The 22,846-nt window shown below is 65.8% G+C and carries 17 protein-coding genes; 11 read left to right on the top strand and 6 right to left on the bottom strand.

Annotated elements, in window-relative coordinates; all coding sequences use genetic code 11:
• Positions 1-4: 4 nt before the first annotated feature.
• The 4 genes from IHE57_RS06630 to IHE57_RS06615 all read left to right on the top strand — a co-directional run bounded on the left by IHE57_RS06630 (position 5) and on the right by IHE57_RS06615 (position 4,831).
• A complete protein-coding gene (locus IHE57_RS06630) occupies positions 5-1,486 on the top strand; it encodes a GntP family permease (protein WP_209371856.1) in 1,482 nt (493 codons plus the stop codon).
• On the top strand, positions 1,483-2,946 hold the full coding sequence (locus tag IHE57_RS06625; RefSeq protein ID WP_253720010.1) for a four-carbon acid sugar kinase family protein: 1,464 nt from the start codon (positions 1,483-1,485) through the stop codon (positions 2,944-2,946). The genes IHE57_RS06630 and IHE57_RS06625 overlap by 4 nt, the downstream gene beginning before the upstream one ends.
• 74 nt (positions 2,947-3,020) lie before the next feature.
• Complete coding sequence (pdxA, locus tag IHE57_RS06620) at positions 3,021-4,067, top strand: 4-hydroxythreonine-4-phosphate dehydrogenase PdxA (RefSeq protein WP_209371855.1); 1,047 nt, start codon at positions 3,021-3,023, stop codon at positions 4,065-4,067.
• 38 nt (positions 4,068-4,105) lie between these two features.
• A complete protein-coding gene (locus IHE57_RS06615) occupies positions 4,106-4,831 on the top strand; it encodes a DeoR/GlpR family DNA-binding transcription regulator (protein ID WP_209371854.1) in 726 nt (241 codons plus the stop codon).
• Positions 4,832-4,874: 43 nt separating this feature from the next.
• Here IHE57_RS06615 and IHE57_RS06610 read toward each other — a convergent pair whose 3' ends face one another.
• Complete coding sequence (locus IHE57_RS06610) at positions 4,875-6,449, bottom strand: BCCT family transporter (RefSeq protein WP_209371853.1); 1,575 nt, start codon at positions 6,447-6,449, stop codon at positions 4,875-4,877.
• A 466-nt stretch (positions 6,450-6,915) separates the two neighbouring features.
• Between IHE57_RS06610 and IHE57_RS06605 the strand changes: the two genes are divergently transcribed.
• The gene (locus IHE57_RS06605) at positions 6,916-8,295 is read left to right on the top strand and encodes an MFS transporter (protein ID WP_366933876.1); all 1,380 of its coding nucleotides are present in this window, start codon (positions 6,916-6,918) and stop codon (positions 8,293-8,295) included.
• Between the two features lie 15 nt (positions 8,296-8,310).
• Here IHE57_RS06605 and IHE57_RS06600 read toward each other — a convergent pair whose 3' ends face one another.
• Positions 8,311-9,888, bottom strand: a complete 1,578-nt coding sequence (locus IHE57_RS06600; protein ID WP_209371852.1) for an AMP-binding protein — start codon at positions 9,886-9,888, stop codon at positions 8,311-8,313.
• Between the two features lie 59 nt (positions 9,889-9,947).
• Positions 9,948-10,640 carry a TetR/AcrR family transcriptional regulator gene (locus tag IHE57_RS06595; protein ID WP_209371851.1) on the bottom strand — a complete coding sequence of 231 codons (693 nt, stop codon included), beginning with the start codon at positions 10,638-10,640 and terminating at the stop codon, positions 9,948-9,950.
• A gap of 172 nt (positions 10,641-10,812) precedes the next feature.
• On the opposite strand from IHE57_RS06595, the gene IHE57_RS06590 reads away from it, so the two are divergent.
• On the top strand, positions 10,813-11,976 hold the full coding sequence (locus IHE57_RS06590; protein ID WP_209371850.1) for an acyl-CoA dehydrogenase family protein: 1,164 nt from the start codon (positions 10,813-10,815) through the stop codon (positions 11,974-11,976).
• A 9-nt stretch (positions 11,977-11,985) separates the two neighbouring features.
• Here IHE57_RS06590 and IHE57_RS06585 read toward each other — a convergent pair whose 3' ends face one another.
• Positions 11,986-13,020 carry an NADPH:quinone oxidoreductase family protein gene (locus IHE57_RS06585; protein ID WP_366933875.1) on the bottom strand — a complete coding sequence of 345 codons (1,035 nt, stop codon included), beginning with the start codon at positions 13,018-13,020 and terminating at the stop codon, positions 11,986-11,988.
• Between the two features lie 111 nt (positions 13,021-13,131).
• Here IHE57_RS06585 and IHE57_RS06580 point away from each other — a divergent pair, with 111 nt between their 5' ends.
• Genes IHE57_RS06580 through IHE57_RS06565 form a run of 4 tightly spaced genes read left to right on the top strand, consistent with a single transcriptional unit; the run spans position 13,132 to position 17,958 of the window.
• Positions 13,132-14,166: a phosphotransferase family protein gene (locus IHE57_RS06580; protein WP_209371849.1), complete on the top strand. Its 1,035-nt coding sequence runs from the start codon at positions 13,132-13,134 to the stop codon at positions 14,164-14,166.
• A complete protein-coding gene (locus tag IHE57_RS06575; RefSeq protein ID WP_209371848.1) occupies positions 14,163-14,993 on the top strand; it encodes an SDR family oxidoreductase in 831 nt (276 codons plus the stop codon). Before IHE57_RS06580 ends, IHE57_RS06575 begins: the two co-directional genes overlap by 4 nt.
• Positions 14,994-15,003: 10 nt before the next feature.
• Positions 15,004-16,206 carry an acyl-CoA dehydrogenase family protein gene (locus IHE57_RS06570; RefSeq protein WP_209371846.1) on the top strand — a complete coding sequence of 401 codons (1,203 nt, stop codon included), beginning with the start codon at positions 15,004-15,006 and terminating at the stop codon, positions 16,204-16,206.
• Between the two features lie 51 nt (positions 16,207-16,257).
• Positions 16,258-17,958, top strand: a complete 1,701-nt coding sequence (locus tag IHE57_RS06565; protein WP_209371844.1) for a class I adenylate-forming enzyme family protein — start codon at positions 16,258-16,260, stop codon at positions 17,956-17,958.
• 28 nt (positions 17,959-17,986) lie between these two features.
• Here IHE57_RS06565 and IHE57_RS06560 read toward each other — a convergent pair whose 3' ends face one another.
• Together IHE57_RS06560 and IHE57_RS06555 are read right to left on the bottom strand one after the other, a co-directional pair.
• On the bottom strand, positions 17,987-20,644 hold the full coding sequence (locus IHE57_RS06560; protein ID WP_209371842.1) for an AAA family ATPase: 2,658 nt from the start codon (positions 20,642-20,644) through the stop codon (positions 17,987-17,989).
• Complete coding sequence (locus IHE57_RS06555; protein ID WP_209371840.1) at positions 20,641-21,774, bottom strand: metallophosphoesterase family protein; 1,134 nt, start codon at positions 21,772-21,774, stop codon at positions 20,641-20,643. Before IHE57_RS06555 ends, IHE57_RS06560 begins: the two co-directional genes overlap by 4 nt.
• 237 nt (positions 21,775-22,011) lie before the next feature.
• Here IHE57_RS06555 and IHE57_RS06550 point away from each other — a divergent pair, with 237 nt between their 5' ends.
• The gene (locus tag IHE57_RS06550; protein WP_216629727.1) at positions 22,012-22,821 is read left to right on the top strand and encodes an ABC transporter ATP-binding protein; all 810 of its coding nucleotides are present in this window, start codon (positions 22,012-22,014) and stop codon (positions 22,819-22,821) included.
• The last annotated feature ends 25 nt before the right edge of the window (positions 22,822-22,846 follow it).

The following is a 22,846-nucleotide window of genomic DNA, read 5'->3' as shown; positions in this document are numbered from 1 at the left end:
CCTCATGGACCTGCAACTCATCCTGGCGCTCATCGCCGGGATCGCGACGATCGTCGTCATCGTCTTGGCGACCCGCCTCGACGCCTTCATCGCCCTGCTCCTCGCTTCAGTCGTCACCGGGATCGTCGCCGGTCAGGACCTGCTCTCCATCGTCGAGTCGATCACCACGGGATTCGGCGACACCCTGGCCAGCATCGGCATCGTCATCGGACTCGGCGTCGGGATCGGAAAGATCCTCGAAGTCTCCGGTGCCGCCGATTCACTCGCCCGCGCGTTCCTGCGCGCCTTCGGCAAGGGCCGCGAGCCCTGGGCCATGGGCACAGTCGGCTCGCTCGTGTCCATCCCGGTCTTCTGCGACTCCGGCTACGTCATCATGAACCCGCTCGCCCGCTCCATCGCCCGCGTGAAGAAGGGCGGCTATGTCACCCTCGCACTCGCGCTGGGCTGCGGGATGACGCTGACCCACCATATGGTCCCGCCGACGCCCGGCCCCTTGGCGGCCACCGGCATCCTCGGCGCCGATATCGGGTCCGTCATCCTCGCCGGCCTCGTCTTCACCGTCATCCTCCTGCCCGTTGTCGTCGTCTACGCCCGCTGGATCGGGCCGAAGCTCGAACCCGTCCTCAACGCGGCGGTCAAACACGATGTCTACACAGAACTCGCAGCCACCTCGGCGAGCGCCTCCGGCACCACGTCCGCCGCCGCCACTGACGGCACGACTGCGACGGAAGGTCCTTCGGCTTCCGGCGGCGTCGGGGCCGGCTCGGCCGACGTCGAGACCGAGACGTCGAAGAAGCCAGGTGCCTTCCTCGGATTCCTCCCGCTGATCGTGCCGCTGCTGCTCATCGTGGCCAACACCGTGGGCACCGCGATCGACAAGGACGCGCAGGGCGAGCTCGCCGGCGACGCCTACGAACCCTCGACATGGGTCGCTCCTCTCGCCTTCCTCGGCAACCCCGTCATCGCTCTGATCATCGGCCTCGTGCTCGCCGTCTACACGCTTCTGCCACGCCTGACCCCACGGAACACGGTCCAGGGGTGGCTCGCCGACGGTGCAGCCTCGGCCGGTCTCATCCTCCTCATCACCGGAGCCGGCGGCAGCTTCGGACTGGTTCTGCGCGAATCGGGCGTCGGCGACGCCCTTGCCGAGGCGATCGCCTCGATCAGCCTCCCAGCCCTCCTCGTGCCGTTCCTCATCGCCTCCCTCGTCCGTCTCGCACAGGGGTCCGGCACCGTCGCGATGATCACCGCCGCCTCGGTGACGGCACCGCTCATCGCACCGCTGGGCCTCGATCCGCTCGTCGCCGTCATGGCCTGCACGGCCGGTTCCATGGTCTTCTCCTACTTCAACGACTCGTACTTCTGGGTCGTCACCCGCTTCGCCGGCCTCGACGGAATCCACGCGATCAAGGGTTGGTCGGGAATCACCACGGCCGTCTGGCTCGGTTCCCTTCCGCTGCTGTTCGTGCTCGACTTGGTCGTATGAGCGAACGTCCCATGCCCCAGTCCGGAACGGCAGGCACCTGCGGCGCCGACCCGCGGATCCTCATCGTCGCCGATGACCTCACCGGCGGCAACGCCTGCGGTGCGCTCTTCGCCGAGGCGGGGCTGCGCACGATCACGGTCTCGGCGAACGATCAGGAGGCGGCGGTCGGCCTCGGTGGGTTCCTCGACGACTACGATGCCGTCGTCGTCAACGCCGATTCCCGGCATCTGCCGTCGCAGGATGCCGCCGAGCTCACCGAGGCGCTCATCGCCGCGGCCGGTGACGTCGATCTCGTGTCCTGCCGGATCGACACGACTCTGCGCGGAAATGTGGGGGCGACCGCCGAGGCGGCCCTGCGCGCACGCAGGAGGCTCGTCGCTTCCGCCGACCGGCAGAGGGACGACGGACGGCACCGACGCGTTCTGGGGCTGTGCATCCCGGCCTTCCCCGATGCCGACCGCACGACCGTCGGCGGCCGCCAGCTGCTCGACGGTCGACTGCTCGAACACACCGAGCTGCGTCATGACGTCCGCTCCCCCATGCTCACCTCCGACGTCGAGGAGATCCTGCGCTCCGGCACCGACCTCGAGTGCCGTCTCATCGAGATCTCCTCGGTGCTCGAGGGACGCAGCGCGATCCGCGCCGAGGTGCTCGAGGCGATCCGCTCCGGCGCCGAGGTCATCATCGCCGATGCGCTGACGACAGCCCACGTCGAGCTCGTCGGCTCCGTCGTCGCCGAGGTGAGCGCCGAGATCGCCGAGATCTCGATGGGAACGCCGCCGTCCGGTTCTCGCAAGAGCGCTGCTGAAGTGACCGGACGAAATGTCCGAGACCGCGCGGGACTGCCTCCCGACGAACTGCTCGACTGGGTGACGATCGACCCCGGCCCCGGCAGCCTCTCACTGGCGCTCTCCCTGCTGCCGACCCGCTCGGACGAGGTCCTCCTCGGCATCTCGGGATCCGCCACCGAGGTCACCCGCATGCAGCTGGCCGAGCTCGCCGGGGATCCGACGGTCGCGCTCATCCGCACCGTCCTCGACGAAGACAGCCTGCCCGACGTCGACACGACGCTCGAACGGGTCGAAGAAGCCGCCTCGGCGCGGGCGATCATCATCGCGACTGTGCTCGAGTCCGGAGACCTGCTCGAGCTCAGCGACGAAGAGTCCGAGACGACGACGCGACGGCTGGCGATGATCGCAGCGGCGATCATGCACTCGGTCTCGGTCACCGGTCTCTACACGACCGGCGGCGACGTCACGGCCACCGTCATGCGGGAGCTCGGCGCGGTCGGCATGGAGGTGGAGAAGGAGATCGTGCCGCTGGCCGTCGGCGGCCGCCTCGTCGGAGGCCGCGCAGACGGGCTGCCCATCGTGACCAAGGGCGGCCTGATCGGAGGGCCGACCACGGCAGCACACTGCTTCGAATACCTCAAGGCGACCTCCCGCGTGAGGAGGGAATGACTTCACAGCGACAGCGTACGACTCCGCGACCATCGGCAGCATCCAAGCACAGACAACCATCTGAGGAGATTGACATGACAGCACCAGCACTCGCCGTCACCGTGGGCGACCCGGTCGGCATCGGACCGGAGATCACCGCACAGGTGCTCGCGGAGTTCGCCGGCAGGGACGATCAGCGCGGAATCGCAGTGGCTGACCTCGCAGCGATGAAACGAGCCGTCGAGGTCCTCGACCTCGATGTCGAACTGCGCACGATCACCGACTGGTCGACCCCTTCGGCCGGTGAAGGAGTCATCGACGTCTTCGACATCGGCGTCCTCGGGACCGACCTGCCCGCTTGGGGCACCGTCGACGCGCGTGCCGGCCAAGCAGCAGTCACCGCCATCGAGGTCGCCGCGAAGGCGGCCATGGACCAGCAGATCGCCGGCATCGTCACCGGCCCCATCAACAAAGAGGCGGTCTGGAAATCGGGTTCTGCTCACCTGGGCCACACGGAGATGCTCGGGGAGCTGACCGGTGTGACGAAGCAGGACACCATGTTCGTCGTCGAGAACACGAAGGCTCCCGGGCACAAGCTGCAGATCTTCTTCGCCACCCGCCACATGTCTCTGCGCAAGGCCATCGACGCGCTCACCGTCGACGCGCAGATCGACTCCATCGAACGCGCTCATCGGGCCCTGCAGCTCTACGGAGTGCAGTCGCCGAGGCTGGCCGTCGCCGCACTCAACCCGCATGGGGGCGAGAACGGGGCCTTCGGCGATGAGGAGATCGAGATCCTGCGTCCCGCGGTCGAGCAGGTCAATGCCGCCGGAGACTTCGAAGTCGCCGGACCGATTCCAGCCGACTCCGTCTTCCACCAGGGGCTGACCGGACGCTTCGACGGCGTCCTCTCGCAGTACCACGATCAGGGCCATATCGCCTCGAAGACCTTCGACTTCGATGGGACGATCTCGGTCACCGTGGGCCTGCCGATCCTGCGGACTTCCGTCGATCACGGCACGGCCTTCGACATCGCCGGGCAGGGCATCGCCGACGCCGGGACGATGCGCTCGGCCTACCGGGCGGCGATCGGCTACGCTCCCTACGTCGACGGCATCCGCGCCGAGTACCTGCCGCGCTGACTCCGACGGCCGCTTCCACCAGTGAGAGGACACCTTGAATGGCGATTCGGACAGGCACGCTGAGACGTCGCGAGGACATCCTGTCCCTGCTCAAGAGCGGGACCTGGACGATCGCGCGTCTGGCCGCCGAACTCGACACCTCCGAATCGACGATTCGCCGCGACCTGCGCGAGATGGCCGAATCCGGCGATGTCATCCGCACGATCGGCGGCGCCACCGCCGCCGGCTACGTCGAACCGCCGCTGGGGCAGCGGATGGAGCACAATGCCGTAGCCAAGGACACGATCGCGACCTGGGCGCTGGGCCACCTCGCAGACTCGAGTGTGCGCACGGTCTTCCTCGATGCCGGCTCGACGACCGTGCGTCTGGCCGACAGGATCCGCGACCGCGATGATCTCACCGTCGTCACTCGTGGGCTCGAGATCGCCCTCGCCCTGGCTCATCCGAGGGGCCCGAAGGTCATCATGATCGGCGGTGAGGTCTCGACGATGTCGCACGGGACCACCGGTGCCCTGAGCGACCATGCGCTAGGACGGATCCATGTCGACGTCGCATTCCTCGGCGCGGACGCCGTCGATCCGAGGAACGGACTGGGCGAACCGACGCTGGACGAAGCACGGACCAAGGAACTCATCGCCGAACGCGCCCGCACCGTCGTCGTGCTCGCCGACAGCTCCAAGGCCGGCCGCGAGGTCGCCGCCTGGGCGCCGATGCCGCCCGGGTGGGTGTGGATCGACGAGCACGGTTCGCACACTCACGGGTGAAGGCTCTCGGCGACCGGCCCGGCGCGGCTCGGCTCGGCCGAGCTCACACCTTCTGTTCACGAGCCATCTGCCGCACGAAGACGGGAGCGGCGACCAGCGAGGGCAGCATGACGAAGCCCACCGGCACCGCGGTGATGACGATCGCCGACTGCAGAGCATCGACACCTCCGTCGCCGAGGCTGATGAGCACGGCCGCGGTGATGCCGATGAGCAGAGCCCAGGTGGCTCTCAGCCTCGGCGAGGGCTCCCCCGAGGCCATGCACGACTGCGACATCGCAAATGACATCGAGTCCGTGGTCGTCGCAACGAAGGTCATCGTCAGGAGGAGGAAGCCGAGACTGATGATCAGCGACAGCGGCAGGTTGTCGCTGATCGCCATGACTGCGGCGGGCAGTCCGCCGTCCATGAGCGGCTTCGAGATCGAACCCTCGGTCCTCTGCTCGAGGAAGATGCCCGTGCCGCCGAGCACGGTGAACCAGAAGGTCGTGGCGATCGGAGGCAGGACTGTGGTGCTGATGAGCAGATCGCGGACCGTCCGCCCCTTGGAGATCCGGGCGACGAAGATCGCCATCAGGGGCGCATAGCCGAGGAACCAGCCGAAGAAGAACACGGTCCAGCCGGAGAGCCACTCGGTGTCTCCGCGGTAGAGCGTCATGCTGAAGAAGTCGGTGACATAGAGCGCGACGCCGCTGAAGTAGCTCTTGACGACGAACCATGCCGAGCCGAGCACGAGCACTGCGGCCATGAGCCCGAGCGCCATCCACACATTCGCGGAGCTGAGGAACCTGATTCCGCGGCTGACGCCGGAGAAGACACTGACACCGGCGACTGCGGTGAGCAGCGCGATGACGAGGAGCTGGACGGGATAGACATCGGGGACCCCGAACAGGGAGTTCAGACCGTAGGAGACCTGAAGACCGAGGAAGCCGACCGGACCGATGGTCCCCGCCGCCACGGAGATCACGCACACGACATCGACGATCGCCGCAATCGGGCCGGTGGCCGCACGTCTGCCCATGATCGGGTACAGAAGGCTTCGCGGGCGCAGCGGCATGCCCTTATCCGCCGCCCGCATCATCACGATGGTGCCCAACGACCCGAGGATCGCCCAGGCGAGGAAGCCCCAGTCGATGAAGCTCGTGGCCAGTGCGGCGGCCACGGCGTCAACGCCGCTGCCTCCGAAGTACGGAGGGGTCGAGGTGTAGTGGTACATCGGCTCAGCCGCGGCCCAGAACACTCCCCCGGCTGCGAGCAGAGTCGTCATGATCATCGCGATCCAGGCGAAGCGGTTGAAGTCCGGTCGCGCCTGATTGCCCAAGCGGGCCTTCGCCCAGGGGGTGAAGATGAGGGCGAGCGCGATGAGGAATGTCGCGAGCAGGAGGATCTGCCAGTACATGCCGAAGATCTCGGCGCAGGCGGCGAATGCGTCTCCGACCCAGGTCGACATGCGATCGGGGAGGATGAGGGCCAGAACGACGAAGGTCGCGAGGATCCCCACGCTCGTTCCGGCAACGGGAAAATCGATGCGACCACGCCCGGTCTGAGCGGATTCGGCGGTTGCGGGAGGAGGATCAGCCTCCTGATCGGTTGATTCCGTACGGGTATTGGACTGGTCCATGGGTCGTGCTGCCTTCCGTGCCCCACCGACCGTACTGTCGGGGGCGGAGCTGTTGGGTTCCGATGCTCGTTCCGTCTGGAATCGCAGCGGCCCAGTCTAGGGGGCGGAAGACCGGCACCGTCCGTGGGCGGGACGGATTCCGCTCGGATGTGGGAATACTCACCCGCATCGAAGCACTGTGCGACGGCCGAACCCGGTCTCGCGACCCCCTATCGCCGAAGTCCGAGAACATGCGACCGAGCATAACGCTCGCCTCAGGGTTCCCTGTGAAAGGGGACAGGATCGGAGATCCGGAGCGTCCGCCCATCGATCCAGGTCAGAAGCTTGATTTCCTGTTTGGGTCGAGAGGACACGCCGTTGATTTGACAGCGTATCCGCTGTTGAAACCCTGAGTCGATGCTCGTAGCGTGACTTCGGCTTCTGCTGAGGGCCGCCTCGACGGCGACTCGTACGATCGGAGGAACTCGTGAGCAACCCCAACACCCATGATTCGACATCTCCCGCATCCCCGCCCGAACCGGAGCTCAAGACGGTGAGGAAAGCCGTCGTCGCCTCGGCGATAGGAAACGCGACCGAATGGTTCGACTACGGCCTCTTCGCCGTATCGGTCACCTACATCACGCAGCATTTCTTCCCCGGAGAGAAGGGGACGCTGCTCACGCTTCTGACGTTCGCTTTCTCGTTCGTCTTCCGCCCGCTCGGCGGCATCTTCTGGGGGCCGATGGGCGACCGTCTGGGTCGCAAGAGAGTCCTGGCATTGACGATCCTCCTCATGGCCGGATCGACCTTCTGCATCGGCCTCCTCCCCAGCTATGCGACGATCGGCGTCCTCGCTCCGATCATCCTCGTACTGCTGCGCGTCATTCAGGGCTTCTCCTCCGGAGGAGAGTACGGCGGTGCCGCGACATTCATGGCCGAGTACGCTCCTGACAGGCGAAGGGGATTCTTCGGCAGCTTCCTCGAGTTCGGCACTCTGGCGGGTATGGCCGCAGGCTCCCTCGTGGTGCTCCTGCTCCAGCTCGGGCTCGGAGAGGAGACCATGATGGCCTGGGGCTGGAGGATCCCCTTCATGATGGCAGGCGTTCTCGGAGTCGTGGGCCTGTATCTGAGGTCACGGCTCGACGAATCCCCGGTCTACGAAGAGCTCGACGACAACGATCAGGGTAAATCGGTCAAGGAAGTCTTCCGCAGCCTGTTCGCCCACTACAAGAAGCAGCTGCTCGTCCTCGGCGGCATGGTCGTCGCAGTCAACGTCGTCAACTACACGCTCCTGTCCTATATGCCCAGCTATCTGGAGAACCAGGTCGGCATGGGCTCGTCGGTCGCCCTGACCGTCATGTTCCTGGCGCAGGCGTTCATGATGCTTCTCATTCCCTTCGGCGGCGTCCTGTCCGACAGGGTCGGACGCAAACCCGTCTGGTACTTCTCCCTCATCGGCCTCTTCGTCGCCGCCATCCCGATGTTCATGCTCATGGCCAACGGCTTCGTCTGGGCGCTCATCGGTCTTGCGGTCCTCGGAGTCCTCTACATCCCGCAGCTGTCGACGATCTCGGCGACTTTCCCGGCGATGTTCCCCGGCCCTGTGCGCTTCGCGGGCTTCGCGATCTCCTACAACGTGTCCACGGCGATCTTCGGCGGCACCGCCCCCTCGGTCAACGAGGCGATCATCGAGGCGACCGGCAATCCGATCGTGCCCGCTTACTATGTCATGGGGGCATGCGTGATCGGCTTCGTCGCCGCGCTGTTCATGAAGGAGACCAAGGGAGCCTCCCTGCGCGGTGCGGGTCTTCCCGAAGAGGGCGCCGAGATCGTCTTCGAGGAGGCAGAGCCCACTGATTCGAAATGACGGCCGGGCCGACAGCTACTGCACAGAGGACTGCGGCAGGGCCTCGAGATCGGGAAGACGACGTTTGACGAGTTTGCCCGTCGGAGTCCGCGGCAGGCTCTCGACGAAATGGAACTCGCGAGGGATCTTGAAGCGGCCGAGCCGCCCGTTCAGCCAGTCCGCGAGCTCTGCTGCACGCCCTTCCTGGCGGATTCCCTCAGCCAGCTCCACGTATGCGACGGGAACCGTACCCAGTTCGTCGTGGGCTCTGCCGATGACGGCGACATCGGCCACAGCCTCGTGGACGGCGAGCGCATTCTCGATCTCCTGGGGGTAGATGTTGACCCCTCCGGAGATGATGAGGCCGCTCGCTCGGTCGGCGATGTAGAGATATCGGTCCTCATCGAGCCAGCCCATGTCTCCGGCTGTCGCCCAGGTCTCCGGGTGCTCGGGGTGGCGTGAGGCCTGCGTCTTCTCCGGATCTTTGTAGTATTCGAACAGCGGTGTGTCTGTGCGTTCGAAGTAGATGAGGCCGACCTCGCCGGTCGGCAGCTCCTGTCCGTCCGGGCCGCAGATGTGCACCGTTCCCAGCACTCCGTCGCGTCCCACCGATCCGGGTCGGGCGAGCGCCTGCTCACTGTCGATGAGTGTGACTCCGATGGCTTCGGTGGCCGCATAGTATTCGCAGATGACCGGGCCCCACCACTCGATCATGGCGCGTTTTACCTCCGGTGGACAGGGCGCGGCCGCGTGTATCGCGGCTCTCAGGCTGCTGACGTCATAGGATCTGCGCACCTTCTCGGGAAGCTTGAGCATGCGGATGAACATGGTCGGCACCCACTGGGAGTGCGTGATTCCGTGCTTCTCGATGAGATGCAGTGATGTCTCCGCATCGAACTTCGGCATGATGACCGCGGTTCCGCCCCGCGCATGGGTCGTCATGACGAACCGCAGCGGCGCTGCGTGATAGAGCGGGGCCGGTGAGAGGTAGACGGAGTCCTCGGCGAAGCCGTAGGCGGCTGTGAAGAGCTGAATGGTCGGCACGCCTTCGGATTCGATCGTCAGCCCCTTCGGTGCCGGCAGGATTCCCTTCGGACGCCCCGTCGTCCCCGAGGAGTAGAGCATGTCATCGCCGCGCGGCTCCATCTCCGGCTTCTCGTCCGAGGCGGCGGCGAGGACGGTCTCATACTCGTCCCAGCCGCTGAATGCCGCGGCGTCGTCTCCCCTCGGGGTCTCACCGATGCGGATCCGGTGAGCGACGTGGCTGCACGACCGCGCCAGCTCGGCGGCGTGCTCGACCTGGGTCGAGACGATGAGCACGACGGCGTCGCAGTCGCTGACGATATAGGCGGATTCCGCAGCGGTGAGGTGAGTGTTGACGACGGTGATGATCCCGCCGGTTCGCAGCGCCGCCCACAGCGCTTCGACGACTTCGAAGCGGTTCTCCGCCATCACTGCGATGTGATCGCCTGGGGAGACGCCCGAAGAGCGCAGATGGTTGGCCAGCCGCAGCGATCTGTCCTCCAATTCGCCGTAGCTGAGGACCGCTTCGGTGTCGGCCATGATCATCGCCGGTTTCTCGGGATTCTGTGCTGCCCATCTGCCTGGATACATGATCACTTCCTTGTGTTCGGCTTTTCCGGTGCTCGGGTTCTCGGATCTGCTCTCCGCCGTCAGTGCGCAGCTGAAGTCTCGCCGCCTTCGGCGAGATGGTACGACAGCAGCGAGCGTGCGACCGACTGCCAGGTGCCGATCATCGGCTCATGTCGAGGGTCGCGGCGGGAGAAGGTGTAGGTCACCGCCATCCCCCGCATGCTCGCGAACAGCATCGTGAAGATCTCGTCGTAGTCCGGGGCAGCGGCGACGACCGGGCCGAACAGGTCCTTCGCATTGTCTCTGACCCTGTCGAGCACGACCTTCTCGTGGCTGCGCACACTGTCAGCAAGCTCGTCATCGGTCCGCGAGGCCGTCCACAATTCGAGGGCGGAGAAGAAGCTCTTGTGCATGAGTCCCGTCCACAGGCTCACGATCGCCCAATCGATGCGCGGCCCCACCTCGTCGTCGGCCGGGCGTTCGGCGTCGAGCATGTGATCGAGTTCGTCCCCGCCGTCCTCGAGCCGTCGGTCGAGCCGTTGCTCGCCGAGGCGGGCGACCGCGGCAGTGAGCAGGGCCTGTTTCGACGGGAAGTGGTGGAGCAGGCGTCCGCGGGTGACACCGGCCAGGGACTGGACCTTGACCGTCGTCGTCGCGGAGTAGCCCTCCCGGAGCAGGCATTCGATCGTCGCGTCGAGGATGAGCTCACGCGAAACCGCCGTTCGATCGGCCTGGTTGCGGGCGTCCACTGTGCCCTCCGTCTGCTTCGACAAGTCTCGTCAGTTACGACTATCTCACAGTTACGGTCCGTGTTGACTGTTTTTTCCTGAGCTGTCAAGCTGAGCGCACGATCAGTGAGGGCGATCACACGCACGGCGCGAGACCCCGCAGCCCTCGCATCGGTGAGCCGATCGCCGACGACCACAGCAGAAGAGGACCGACACTGTGAAGAGAAACCTGTACGACGAGGACCACGAAGCCTTCCGCGGCACCGTCGCCGCCTTCCTCGACCGGGAGGTCGTGCCCCATATCGACCAGTGGGAAGAGGATCACCTCGTCGATCGCGAGATGTGGTGCAGGGCCGCACGGGCGGGCGTCATCGGTCTGACCATCCCCGAGGAGTTCGGCGGTGCCGGGGTCACGGACTTCCGCTTCGACATGGTGCGCAGCGAAGAGATCGCCCGTCGGGGCGTCGGCTCGGCCACCAGCGGTTGGGGTGTCTCCGACGGCATCGTGCCCGGATATCTCATGGCGTTCGGCACGCAGGCCCAGAAGGAGAAGTATCTCACCGGCCTGGCTTCGGGAGAGATGATCGGGGCGATCGCGATGACCGAGCCCAACGCCGGTTCGGATCTCCAGGGAATCACGACGAAGGCTCTCCGCGACGGCGATGACTGGGTGATCAACGGAGCGAAGACTTTCATCACCAACGGCATCCACTGCGACTTCGTCATCGTCGTCGCCAGGACCGACACGGAGGCCAAGGCCTCTCGCGGCACCTCGCTGTTCATCGTCGACGCCGACACCCCCGGATTCGAGCGCGGACGGAAGCTGCGGAAGCTCGGCATGGACGCGCAGGACACTGCCGAACTCTCCTTCTCGGACGTCCGGGTGCCCGCCGAGGCGCTGCTCGGCGAACTCGATCGGGGCTTCATCCATCTCATGGTCAACCTGCCGACCGAGCGTCTGCTCATCGGCTCCGGCACGCTCGCCGCGGCCCGCGCCGCCCTGGAATGGACGGCTGAGTACGTGTTCGAGCGCCCGGCCTTCGGACAGACGATCGGCGACTTCCAGAACACGCGCTTCGAACTCGCCGAGCTCGAGACGCGCGTCGACGCCCTCGAAGCCTTCGTCGACCGCTGCGCACTCGCGCTCAACGTCGGCGAACTCACCGCCGTGGATGCGGCGAAGGCGAAGTACCTCGGGTCCGATCTCGAGATCGAGGTCGTCAACCGGTGCCTGCAGCTCTTCGGCGGCTATGGCTACATGCTCGAATTCCCCATCGCCCGAGCATTCAAGGACAACCGCATTCAGGCCATCTTCGGCGGCGCCAACGAAGTGATGAAGGAGCTCATCGGACGCGACATCGCCTCCCGACACAAGAGGTGATGCGCAGCGTCACTCCCCCGCGGCTTCGAGGAGCACCTTGCCCATGACCGCACGCTCATCGAGTGCCCTGAGCGCCTGGGAGGCTTCGGCCAGCGGATAGGTCGCGTGGATGCGCGGATTGAGCCGTCCCGCCGCGATATGCCCGCTGACTGCCTCCCACTGCCTGGCGATGAAGGAACGATCGCCGACCGTTGCCGCACCCCAGGCCACCCCGTCGACCGAGATGTTCTTCAGCAGCAGACGGTTGACCTTGACCGAAGGGATCTCCCCGGCGGTGAAGCCGAGGACGAGCAGGCGGCCGAACGGGGCGAGCACACGCGTGGAGTCGGTGAAGCGGTCGCCTCCCACGGGATCGACGACATAGTCGACCCCGCGTGGGCTGATCTCCTTGGTCGCGTCCTTGAAGCCGTCGGCGAGCACCACGTGATCGGCGCCGAGCTCTCGCACCGCTGCGGCCTTCGCCTCCGTGGACACGACAGCGATGACCTCGAGCTCCATCGCCAGCGCCATCTGCACAGCCGCCGAACCCAATCCGCCGGCAGCACCGTGGACGAGCACGCTCTGCCCCGGCTGAGCCCCGGCGCGGACCCGGAGGGCGAAATCAGCGGTGAGCACGTTCATCGGCATGCCCGCACCGTGGGCGAGGCTGACGGTGTCCGGCAGCGCCATGGTCGAGGCATCATCGGCGAGCAGGTACTCGGCGAAGGTGGCGACTCCCGTGATCGCAGCCACTCGATCACCGACGGAGAAGCGGGAGCCCGGACCCGCCTCAGCGACGATGCCCGAGGCCTCGGAGCCGAGGACGAAGGGCAGCTCGTGCTTCGTCTGATACATGCCGCGGGTCTGCAGGAGCTCGGGGAAGGTCACGCCCGCATAGGCGACGTCGATGAGGACCTGCTCGGGGCCGGGGCTCGGACGCTCCACCTCGGCGAGCTCAACATCATCGGGACCGGTCAGGGCGGTGACGCGGATGGCTTTCATGGTGTCCTCACTGTCGTTGTCGGGTGCGGGCCCGGTGGGCGTCTCGCCGCGGCGATAGCTCAAGCCCTATCACATCTGCGCCGGTGACGGCGGTCACTTTCACGGCTTGACTCCCCTGCCCGCTTTGAATACTGTGAACTCTACTGAACGATTGTTCACTCGGGAAGGTCAAGGATGACGCAGGCACCGGCAGGATTCGATGCGCAGAGCATCGGCAGATGGATCGAGCAGAGGTTCGGAGTCAGGGACTTCGACGTCGAAGTCATGTCCATCGGCCGGTCGAACCTCACATTCACCATCACTGTCGCCGACAGTCCCCGCTGGGTTCTCCGCCGCCCGCCTCTGGGCCACGAGGGAGGCAGCGCGCACAACGTCGCTCGTGAGGGGCGGATCATGTCGGCATTGTCCGGCAGCGCCGTCCCGGTGCCCAATGTGCTCGAGATCGTCGACGACCCCGAGGTCCTCGATGTGCCCTTCGTCTTCATGGACCACTGTCCCGGTTTTGCGATCAACGCTCCCGACGACTGGGCGCGGATCCCCGACGGGCCCGGCCCGGACGACAAACGCTCCTGCGCTCTCGGGATGATCGACACCCTCGCAGCCATCCATGCGGTCGACATCGACGAGGTCGGACTGGGTGATCTGCGCCGGCCCGGGGGTCTCATCGAACGTCAGCTGCGGCGATGGCTCGGCCAGGTGGAGCAGATCGCGATGCGTGAGACCCCGATGATCCACGAGGTCCACGACGTCCTGCTGAAATCCATGCCCGACCCCGCGGGCAGTCCCGTGGGCATCGCCCACGGCGACTACAAACCCAACAACCTCATCTTCTCCCCCAGCGGAGCGGTCAACGCCGTCGTCGACTGGGAGCTCACCGCTGTCGGGGAGGTGCTCACCGACCTCGGCTACTTCATCGCCATGCTCACCGTGCCCGAAGAGTACACGAGCATCTGGGTGCCGACCGCCGAGGACGGCTTCCCGTCGACGGACGAGCTCATCGACCGCTATCAGGAGGCCAGCGGCCACGAAGTCCACGATGTCGGCTACTATTCGGCCTTCGCGATGTGGAAGCTCGCATGTATCCGCGAAGGCGTCTACACTCGGCTCGCGACCGGGAAGATGGGCGATCTCGACCTCGATCCGGAGGCCGCCGGCGCCGGAGTCGAGGACCTCGCGCAGCAGGCGCTGACTCTGCTGGAGCAGACATGAGCTCCCGGAGCGTCGACGGTGCCCGAGCCATCGTCACCGGTGCCGCCGGCGGAATCGGCGCAGCTCTGGCCGCCGAGCTCATCAGCCGCGGCGCCTCGGTCGTCCTCGCCGATCTCTCCCCCACGGTCAAGCAGACCGCTGAGCACCTGGCCGCTGGTTCACACGGTGACTCCGATGGTGCTGGACCGCACGCCCATTCCTGGGTCGGGGACGTTTCCTCGGTCGCTGGCGTCGGCGAGCTCATCGCCTTCGCCGACGACCGCCTCGGCGGCGTCGACATGTACTTCGCCAATGCCGGAATCATCGGCCCGGCCATGCTCGGAGATTCCGATGCCGAGTGGGATGCGATCATCGATGTCAACGTGCGCGCCCATATCCGCGCCGCCCAGGCTCTCGTGCCCCGCTGGAAGGCGGCCGGATCCGGCTATTTCGTCGCGACTGCCTCGGCGGCGGGACTGCTCACCCAGATCGGCTCGGCTGCGTACTCGGTGACCAAGCATGCCTCGGTCGGCTTCGCGGAATGGCTGTCGGTGACGTATCGCGATGACGGCATCCGCGCCTCGGTGGTGTGCCCGATGGGTGTGAACACGAACCTGCTCGGCGATGCGGGAACCGGCGGCGGGGCTGCGCAGAGAGCGGTCACGGAGGCCGGCACTGTCCTCGAACCCGAGCAGGTCGCCTCCATCGTCCTCGATGCCGTCGAGCATGAACAGTTCCTCATCCTGCCTCACCCCGAAGTGCTCGAGATGTACCGCATGAAGGGCAGCGACTACGACCGCTGGCTGCGCGGGATGTCCCGCTATCAGACTCGCCTCAACGGAGAATAAGGAGCACACCTTGCTGGAAACGACCGAACGCGGACGCGACTTTCAGGACCGCCTCAATGCGTTCATGGACGAATTCGTCTACCCGGCCGAGCCCGTCTACGCCGAACAGATGGCTGCCACGGCCAGCCCGCACACCCAGCCGCAGATCCTCGAGGATCTCAAGGCCGAGGCGAAACGTCAGGGTCTGTGGAACCTGTTCCACCCGCATCGCGAATGGGGCCCGGGCCTGACGAACCTCGAATACGCCCCGCTGGCCGAGATCACCGGCCGCAGCATCGAACTCGCGCCCGAGGCGATCAACTGCAACGCTCCGGACACGGGCAATATGGAGGTCTTCACCCTCTTCGGCACCGATGAGCACAAGGAGAAGTACCTGCGTCCGCTGCTCGAGGGAACGATGGCCTCGGCCTTCGCGATGACCGAACCCGCGGTCGCAAGCTCCGATGCTACGAACGTCGAGATGCGCATGGAACGCACCGCAGAAGGCTTCCTGCTCAACGGACGCAAATGGTTCGCCTCCAACGGCATGCACCCCAACTGCCGAGTCCTCATCGTCATGGGCAAGACAGATCCCAGCGCAGAAGTGCACCGTCAGCAGTCCATGCTCGTCGTGCCCATCGACGCCCCGGGAGTGAAAGTCGTGCGCAACCTTCCCGTCTTCGGCTATGCCGACCGAGAGGGGCATGCGGAGATCCTGTTCGAGGATGTGCTTGTGCCCTTCAAGGACATCCTCAAGGGCGAGGGCGAAGGCTTCGCCATCAGTCAGGCACGGCTGGGGCCCGGGCGCATCCACCACTGCATGCGCGCCATCGGGGTCGCCGAACGAGCACTCGAACTCATGGTCAAGCGTGCCGAGGAACGCGTGACCTTCGGGGAGAAGCTCTCGAACCGGTCGAACATCCAGGACTGGATCGCCGAATCCCGAATCGAGATCGATCAGGCCCGGCTGCTGACCCTGCATGCCGCAGACATGATGGACAAGTACGGCAACAAGGTCGCGAAGAACGAGATCGCCGAGATCAAAGTCGTCGCCCCCACGATGGCCCTGAAGGTCCTCGACCGGGCGATCCAGGTCCATGGCGGCGGCGGAGTCACCGATGACTTCCCGTTGGCCAGGTTCTGGGCCCATATGCGCACTCTGCGCCTGGCCGACGGGCCCGACGAGGTGCACAAGCGCTCCATCGCGCGCAATGAGCTGAAGAAACACCGCTGATCCGCCGCCGACACCACCCAATTGCAAGGACCATCCGAGAGAGGACGTTCAATGACGAGCAGCTGGTTCGAGACACGACCCTGGATCACCACTCTGGGTGAGATCGCCCAGGAGCCCTATGTACTCGAGGATTCGACCCCTCTGGCCGACCTCGCCGCGACGGTTGGGGCCCGCGGCGATGAGGAGGCCATCACCTACTACGGTTTCAGGCTGACCTGGAAGGAGTTCGACCGCTGGTCGACCGCCTTCGCCGCCTTCCTCGCAGAACAGGGAGTCGAACCCGGAGACCGGATCGGAATCTACGAGCAGAACACGCCGGCGTTCGTCGTCTCGACCTATGCGATCTGGAAGGCCGGTGCCGCTGTCGTCCCGCTCAACCCCATGTATCGCGGCGAGCTCGAGCATATCTTCAGCGATGCCGAGGTCAAGGGGCTCATCGTCTCGAAGGCGGCTTACCTCAATCGGGTCAGGGACTATGCGACCGATCTTCCGCTCGTCGTCCTCAGCGATGATCGGAGCTTCCAGACGGAAGGGCCCGAGGCGATCTTCGCGATGTTCGACGCACTGCCGGAGGTGCCCGATCTCCCGGATTTCGAAGCAGCCGTCAGAGATCGCCTCGACACCGACTTCACCCCGCTCTCACCGGCCGTCGATGACCTCGCGCTCATCGCGTACACGTCGGGGACTTCGGGCCGGTCGAAGGGCGCGGCGGCGACTCACGCCAACATCTCGAGCAATTCGCGATACTGCCTGCGCAACCCCATGCTCGGCCCCGGAGACGGCTACGTCTCACTCGCCCCGCTGTTCCATATCACCGGGTTCGTCTGCCAGTTCCTCGCCGCGGTCGCCGGCGGGGCGCGGCTCATCCTCAACTATCGGTTCGAGCCGGGCTCGCTCATCGCCCTGTGCGATCGGGAGAAGCCGGCGTATATGGCCGGACCGGCAACCATCTACACGGCGATGATGGCTCACCCGGATTTCGCCGCCGAGAAGTTCGCGTCGTTCAAGTCCCTGATGTCCGGCGGTGCGCCGCTGCCCGAGGGTCTGGTCGAGAAGTTCGAGCAGAGAGCAGACATCTATGTCGGCCAAGGCTACGGGCTCTCGGAGACCTGTGCTCAGGTGGCAACCGTTCCTCACGGATTCCAAGCACCTGTTGATCCCGACAGCGGCAACCTCGCCTGCGGCCTTCCTCAGCCCGACGTGTTGATCCGCATCCTCGATGATGACGGCGAACCAGTCGGGCCGGGTGAAGTCGGCGAGGTCGCCATCTCCGGACCGCAGGTGGTTCGCGAATACCTCAACAACCCTCAGGCGACCGCGGAGCAGATCCCCAACGGCGAGCTGCACACCGGCGATGTCGGATTCATGCGCGAGGACGGTTGGCTGTTCATCGTCGACCGGAAGAAGGACATGATCAACGCCTCCGGCTTCAAGGTCTGGCCGCGCGAAGTCGAGGACGTCCTCTACACCCATCCGGCCATCCAGGAGGCTGCGGTCGTCGGCATTCCCGACGAGTATCGCGGAGAGGATGTCGCCGCTTTCGTCACTCTGCAGCCGGGGGCAGAGGCGACAGCCGAAGAGGTCATCGCCTACTGTCGCGAGCATCTGGCCTCGTACAAGGCCCCGCACCGGGTGACATTCATCGATCAGCTGCCGAAGACGAGTTCGGGCAAGATCCTGAGGCGCACGATTCGCGCCGATGCCGTCGAGGCCGCCGAGGCAGCGCGCGAGGCGGCGACGCCTGCAGAGTGACGACGTTGTCAGGTCGACTCCGCTCGTCTCACGCGAGGCTGACTGTCTGCGCCCCGCCGATGGCACCGAAACGACCGGGCTGGCAGGTGAGCAGGATGACCTGCGCATTCCGGCCGACGTTGCCGAGGATGACGTTGAGCGCTGCCAGCCGCTTCTCATCGGCGAAGCCGAAGGCATCGTCGAGGATGACCGGAGCCCCTGTGCTGTCGTCGACCAGAGTGGCCACGGCGAGCCGACCGATGAGCGCCAGCTGCTCCTTCGTCCCACCCGACAGCGATTCGAAGGCCACGGTTCGACCGTCGAGCGTACGGGAGACGATCTCGAGGCCCTCGGAGATCTCCACTGACAGTCCCTGTCCGAAGATCACCCGTCCCAGTCTCTCGATCTGCTCCTTGAATGGAGCCACGTACTTCCGCTGGGCCTCCTCCTTGTGGGCGAGCACCGTCTCACGCAGCAATCTGATCGCATCGGCCTGCCGACGCAGACGGGCCTGTCTCGACTGCAGAGACGTCAACGACTCCTCTGCGGCTTTGAGCTTGTCGTAGATGCCTTCGCTCGCGCGGTCATCGATGAGCGCGGAGAGCCGGTCGACTTCCTCTCGGTCGGTCTCCAGCTGCTTCTGTTTGCTGTCGACGAGTTGGTGGGCATTCTGCAGCCGCATCTCCAGGGTCTCGGGATCGGATTCTGCATAGCGCGAGCGCGCCGCGGCGGCCTGGTCCGTCGACTTCTCCGACTGGCTCTTCGCCGCGGTCAGCGCCTCATCGAGTGCCTCATCGGAGTTCGCCTCCCGATCCGCGGCAAGACGTGAAGCGAGATTGTCCGATGTCGTCGTCGCCTGTTCGCGGGTCGTCTGTGCTCGCACCGCCGCCACCCGCGTCTCGTCACGCTCGGCGCGTCTGCGCTCGAGCACGACTCGGGCTCTGTCGACTGCCTCCTGTGCGGAGTCGACCGCTGCAGCAGCCGATTCGACGGCCGATTCGAGTTCGTCGATCGCGGCCTGATCCTCGACGGTCTCGACGTCCGACTCGCCGGCGGAGTCGCCGGACGAGCCGCTTGTGCCACCTGTCTCCGGAGACTGCCCGGCCAGGTGCTCTGCCCGGGACAGGGCAGTATCGAGTTCCGCACGGTCGTCGCCGCCGATGAGCACACGCAGCGTCGCCCTCGTCTCCGCCAGAACCGCCTCGGCGTCGGTCCGGACGTCGGCGCGCTGCCGGGCTTGGTCGAGGCTTTCGACACCGAGACGATCGAGCTCGGAGTCGAGCGCGGTCTGCGCTGTTTCGACTGCCCGGTCGAGTTCCGCCGGCGACTGGCCGGGGCGCACAGTGATGTCGAGGACTGAGTCGACGAGGATCCGCGTATCTCTGACGACGGCGAATTCCTCGGTGGAGCCGTCGGGCAGTTCCGTGCCATCGATGCTGATCGCGGCGTCGCCGAGGCGTCGGGCGACGATCTGCGCGGCAGCGGCAGTCTTCGAATTCTGCGCGATGCGCACTTCGGTGACCAAGGCGCTCAGGCGCTCGACGTCCTTGGCCGTGACGGTGATCGACCCGATCGTCGCCTTCGCTTCGGTCGCTCGGCGCTCCTGTTCGCGTATGCTCGACAGCCTCCTGCGCAGTTCACTCACTTCGCGTCGGGCTCGGGCCTTGGCCAAGTCAGTGGACTCGGACTTCGCCCTTGCCCGGGCCTGATCGAGATCGGCCTGTTTCCCTTCGAGCGTCTTCTGCGCGGCGGCGAATTCGGTGTCCTTGTCCCGTTGGGCGCCCACGGCCCGCTCGAGGTCCACCTCGGCGGCCTGCACCGCTTCTGCGGCAGATTCGGTTTCAGCGATGAGGGCGAGACGGCGCTCCCTGGCCTCCTCGGCCCGCTGCTCCTCGCGCTCCGCCGACTCGGCCAGCTCCACGGCCCGATCGAGTTCGGCCTTGAGCCCGGAGACTGCTTTCGAGGCCTCTTCTGCCTCGTCACGTTCGGTGACGGCCGCACTGAGCTGGGCACGCACGGACGTCAGCCGTTCGGTCGCCCGAGCGTGCCTGTCCACGAGCGCGTCCAACTCTTTGCTGCGCTCGTCGAGTTCACGGAACTGCTCGGCTGCGGCAGGGACCTCCTCAGCAAGCTTCTTCAGCTCTCCCGTCTCCTTGCCCTTGGCAGTGAAGAACGACAGGTATTCGGATTCGACACGATCGAGGAAGGCATCATGGTCGGCCGGCTCCTCCCCGGAGTCGTTCAAGGCACCGTGCAGAGCCTTGATCTCGGCCAGCGGCGCCTGAGCCAGGCTTCTGCCCTGCGCGACATCAAGAGCGTCGAGCAGATCCACGTCGACCGTCTCGTCGAGGATGCTGAGAAATCGTTCGTGGGCCTCGTCCCCGCTGAGCTGCTCGGGCACGGGGTGCAGAATGTTCAACTCGGTGAATGGCTGCTTGAGCCACCGCTTGCGGTACCGGAGCTCGTATCCTCCCGTGCTCAGGTGCAGTTCGACCTGGGGGCCGACATCGGAGCCGACGGGCTGCGTGTCCTTGATGCTGGCTTTTCGAGAGCTGGCCTTGTCCTCCCGCAGTTGAGTGATCGCCTGGTGAATGGAGGACTTGCCGATCTCGTTCGGCCCCTCGACGATCGTCACTCCCGAACCGAATTCGACGGTGGCATCGGTGATTCCCCGATAGTCGACGAGGCTGATGGAATGGAGTCTCATGAACCGCTCCTGGCGAATCGGAAGAGCAGGCCCAGGGCGTCCTGGGCCGTGACGGCGTCCTCACCGTCGCCGGCCGCCTGCTCGGACAGTTCGTCGAGGGCCTCTTGCAGATACCCGCTCAGGCCAAGATCGGCGAAGTCCTCGTCGGCGGCGATGACGGCCAGGTCCATGTGCCGCTCCCACAGGGAGACGAGCGCGAACAGGTCGGTGAAATGGTCGAGGATGTCGTCGAGCCGTGCCTTCGCCGCGGTCGGCAGTGTGCCTCGCAGCACGAGCCAGATCGCGGTCCGATCCTTGTCCGGCATTGCGTTCAGCCGCTGTTCGAACTCGGCCACGTCCTCGTCCGAGTTGAGGTCGGCTTCGATGACCGTATAGGTCCAGGTTCCGACAGGGATCTTCTCTACCCCGGCCAGATGGCTGTCGCGGTCGATGTCGACGAGGAGGATATTGCCGGGATCGTCCTCTCTCCGCGAGGTCACCTCGGGCGCTCCGGGGTACCAGATCCTCTCGGCGACCTCGTAGGTGGCGTGCCTGTCGCCGAGGGCGACGAATTGGGCCCGATCCTCACGCAGCAGGGTCTGCAGATTGTCCGTGTCGATCGTCGCCAGGGATTCCCGATCGGGGTCGAGGACGCTCACGGCGCCGTGGCCGGCGATGATGCGGACGGCGCCAGCGGCCACCTCGGCGAGGTCGGCCGTCGCTGCCGCGACGAGGTCGCCTTGGGGATGTTTGGAGAACCACGGAGCTCCGACGATCTCGACTCCGGGAACGACTTCGAACGGTTCGCTGTCACGCAGCACATGGACGTGCCCGGGCACTCGGGAGACGAACGCCGGGGAATCGTAGATCGATGACGCGTCCAACGGATCGTGGTTGCCCGGGAGCAGAACGACGGGGACCGTGAAGGAGGCGAGGACTTCGAAGGCACGGGCGATGATTGCTCGGTCGAGCTGATTGGTCTCGAAGACGTCTCCGCAGACGAGGACGAATTCCGCGCCTTTCTCAGCAGCCACCTCGCCGATGCGCGCGACAGCATCGAGCCGGGCCCGGTGAAACCGCGGGCGGGCCTCCTGGCTGAGGTAGTGAGCTGTCATACCCAGCTGCCAGTCCCCCGTGGCGATGAATCTCATCTGCTCCTCCTCGTCTCCTCACCCATCCTACGGTCGAGGGGCCACCATATACGCCGGGACTGACATCAGTGATGCACGGCACAGCTCCGACTCGCTCCGGCGGTCCTGCCTGGACGAACGCCAACGAAGAAGGCCAACCGGCGCCTCCGGGAACCGCTGTCGCCACCGACGACTTCTCAAGCGCATCACGAATCACGGACGGTTAGGTTAGGCTAAGCATTTGTGAACCCTACTGCATTGACTGCCACAGACCTCACCCTGTGCTACGGCGGGCCTTCCGTCGTCCACGGCGTCAGCCTGTCGATCGCTCCCGGTCGAGTGACGGCGCTTCTCGGCCCCAACGGATCGGGCAAGTCGACTGTCCTGCGCTCCTTGGCCCGTCTCCACCCGATCGCCTCCGGCGACGTCGTCGTCACCGCCGACGGCACCGACACGGCTTCGAGCGCCCTGACGGCCAAGGAATTCGCACGAGTCGTCACGCTTCTGTCTCAGTCCCGTCCGCACCCCTCCGGCGTGAGCGTCCGCGAGATCGTCGCCTACGGTCGCCATCCGCACCGCCGACGCTTCGCCGCTCTCACGGACGCGGACCGCACGGCCATCGGTCGTGCACTCGAGCTCACCGGAACGGCCCGCATGGCCGAACGCCCTGTCGATCAGCTCTCGGGCGGTGAACTGCAGCGCGTCTGGCTGGCGACATGCCTGGCACAGGACACCGGTGTGCTGCTGCTCGACGAACCGACGAATCACCTCGACCTGCGCTACCAGGCGGAGATCCTCGATCTCATGCGCGAACTCGCCGACGACCACGGCATCGCCGTCGGGGTCGTCCTCCACGATCTCGGACATGCAACCACGGTGGCCGACCACGTGATCCTTCTCGATCAGGGACATATCCGCTCCGCCGGCACCTGCGAGGAGGTCTTCACGGCCGATGTCCTCAGCGACGTCTACGGGGTTCCGATCAGCACCCGCGTCGACGAGGACACGGGACTCGTCAGGGTCGAGGCTCTGCAGCGGCGACACCGGCGGTCCGCCGTTTCGACCTGAAGCACCCCGTTCATCCGTGCTCCAC

The organism is Brevibacterium renqingii (assembly GCF_017808105.1).
Taxonomy (GTDB): domain Bacteria; phylum Actinomycetota; class Actinomycetes; order Actinomycetales; family Brevibacteriaceae; genus Brevibacterium; species Brevibacterium renqingii.
This window is presented reverse-complemented; position numbering and strand designations above follow the sequence as displayed.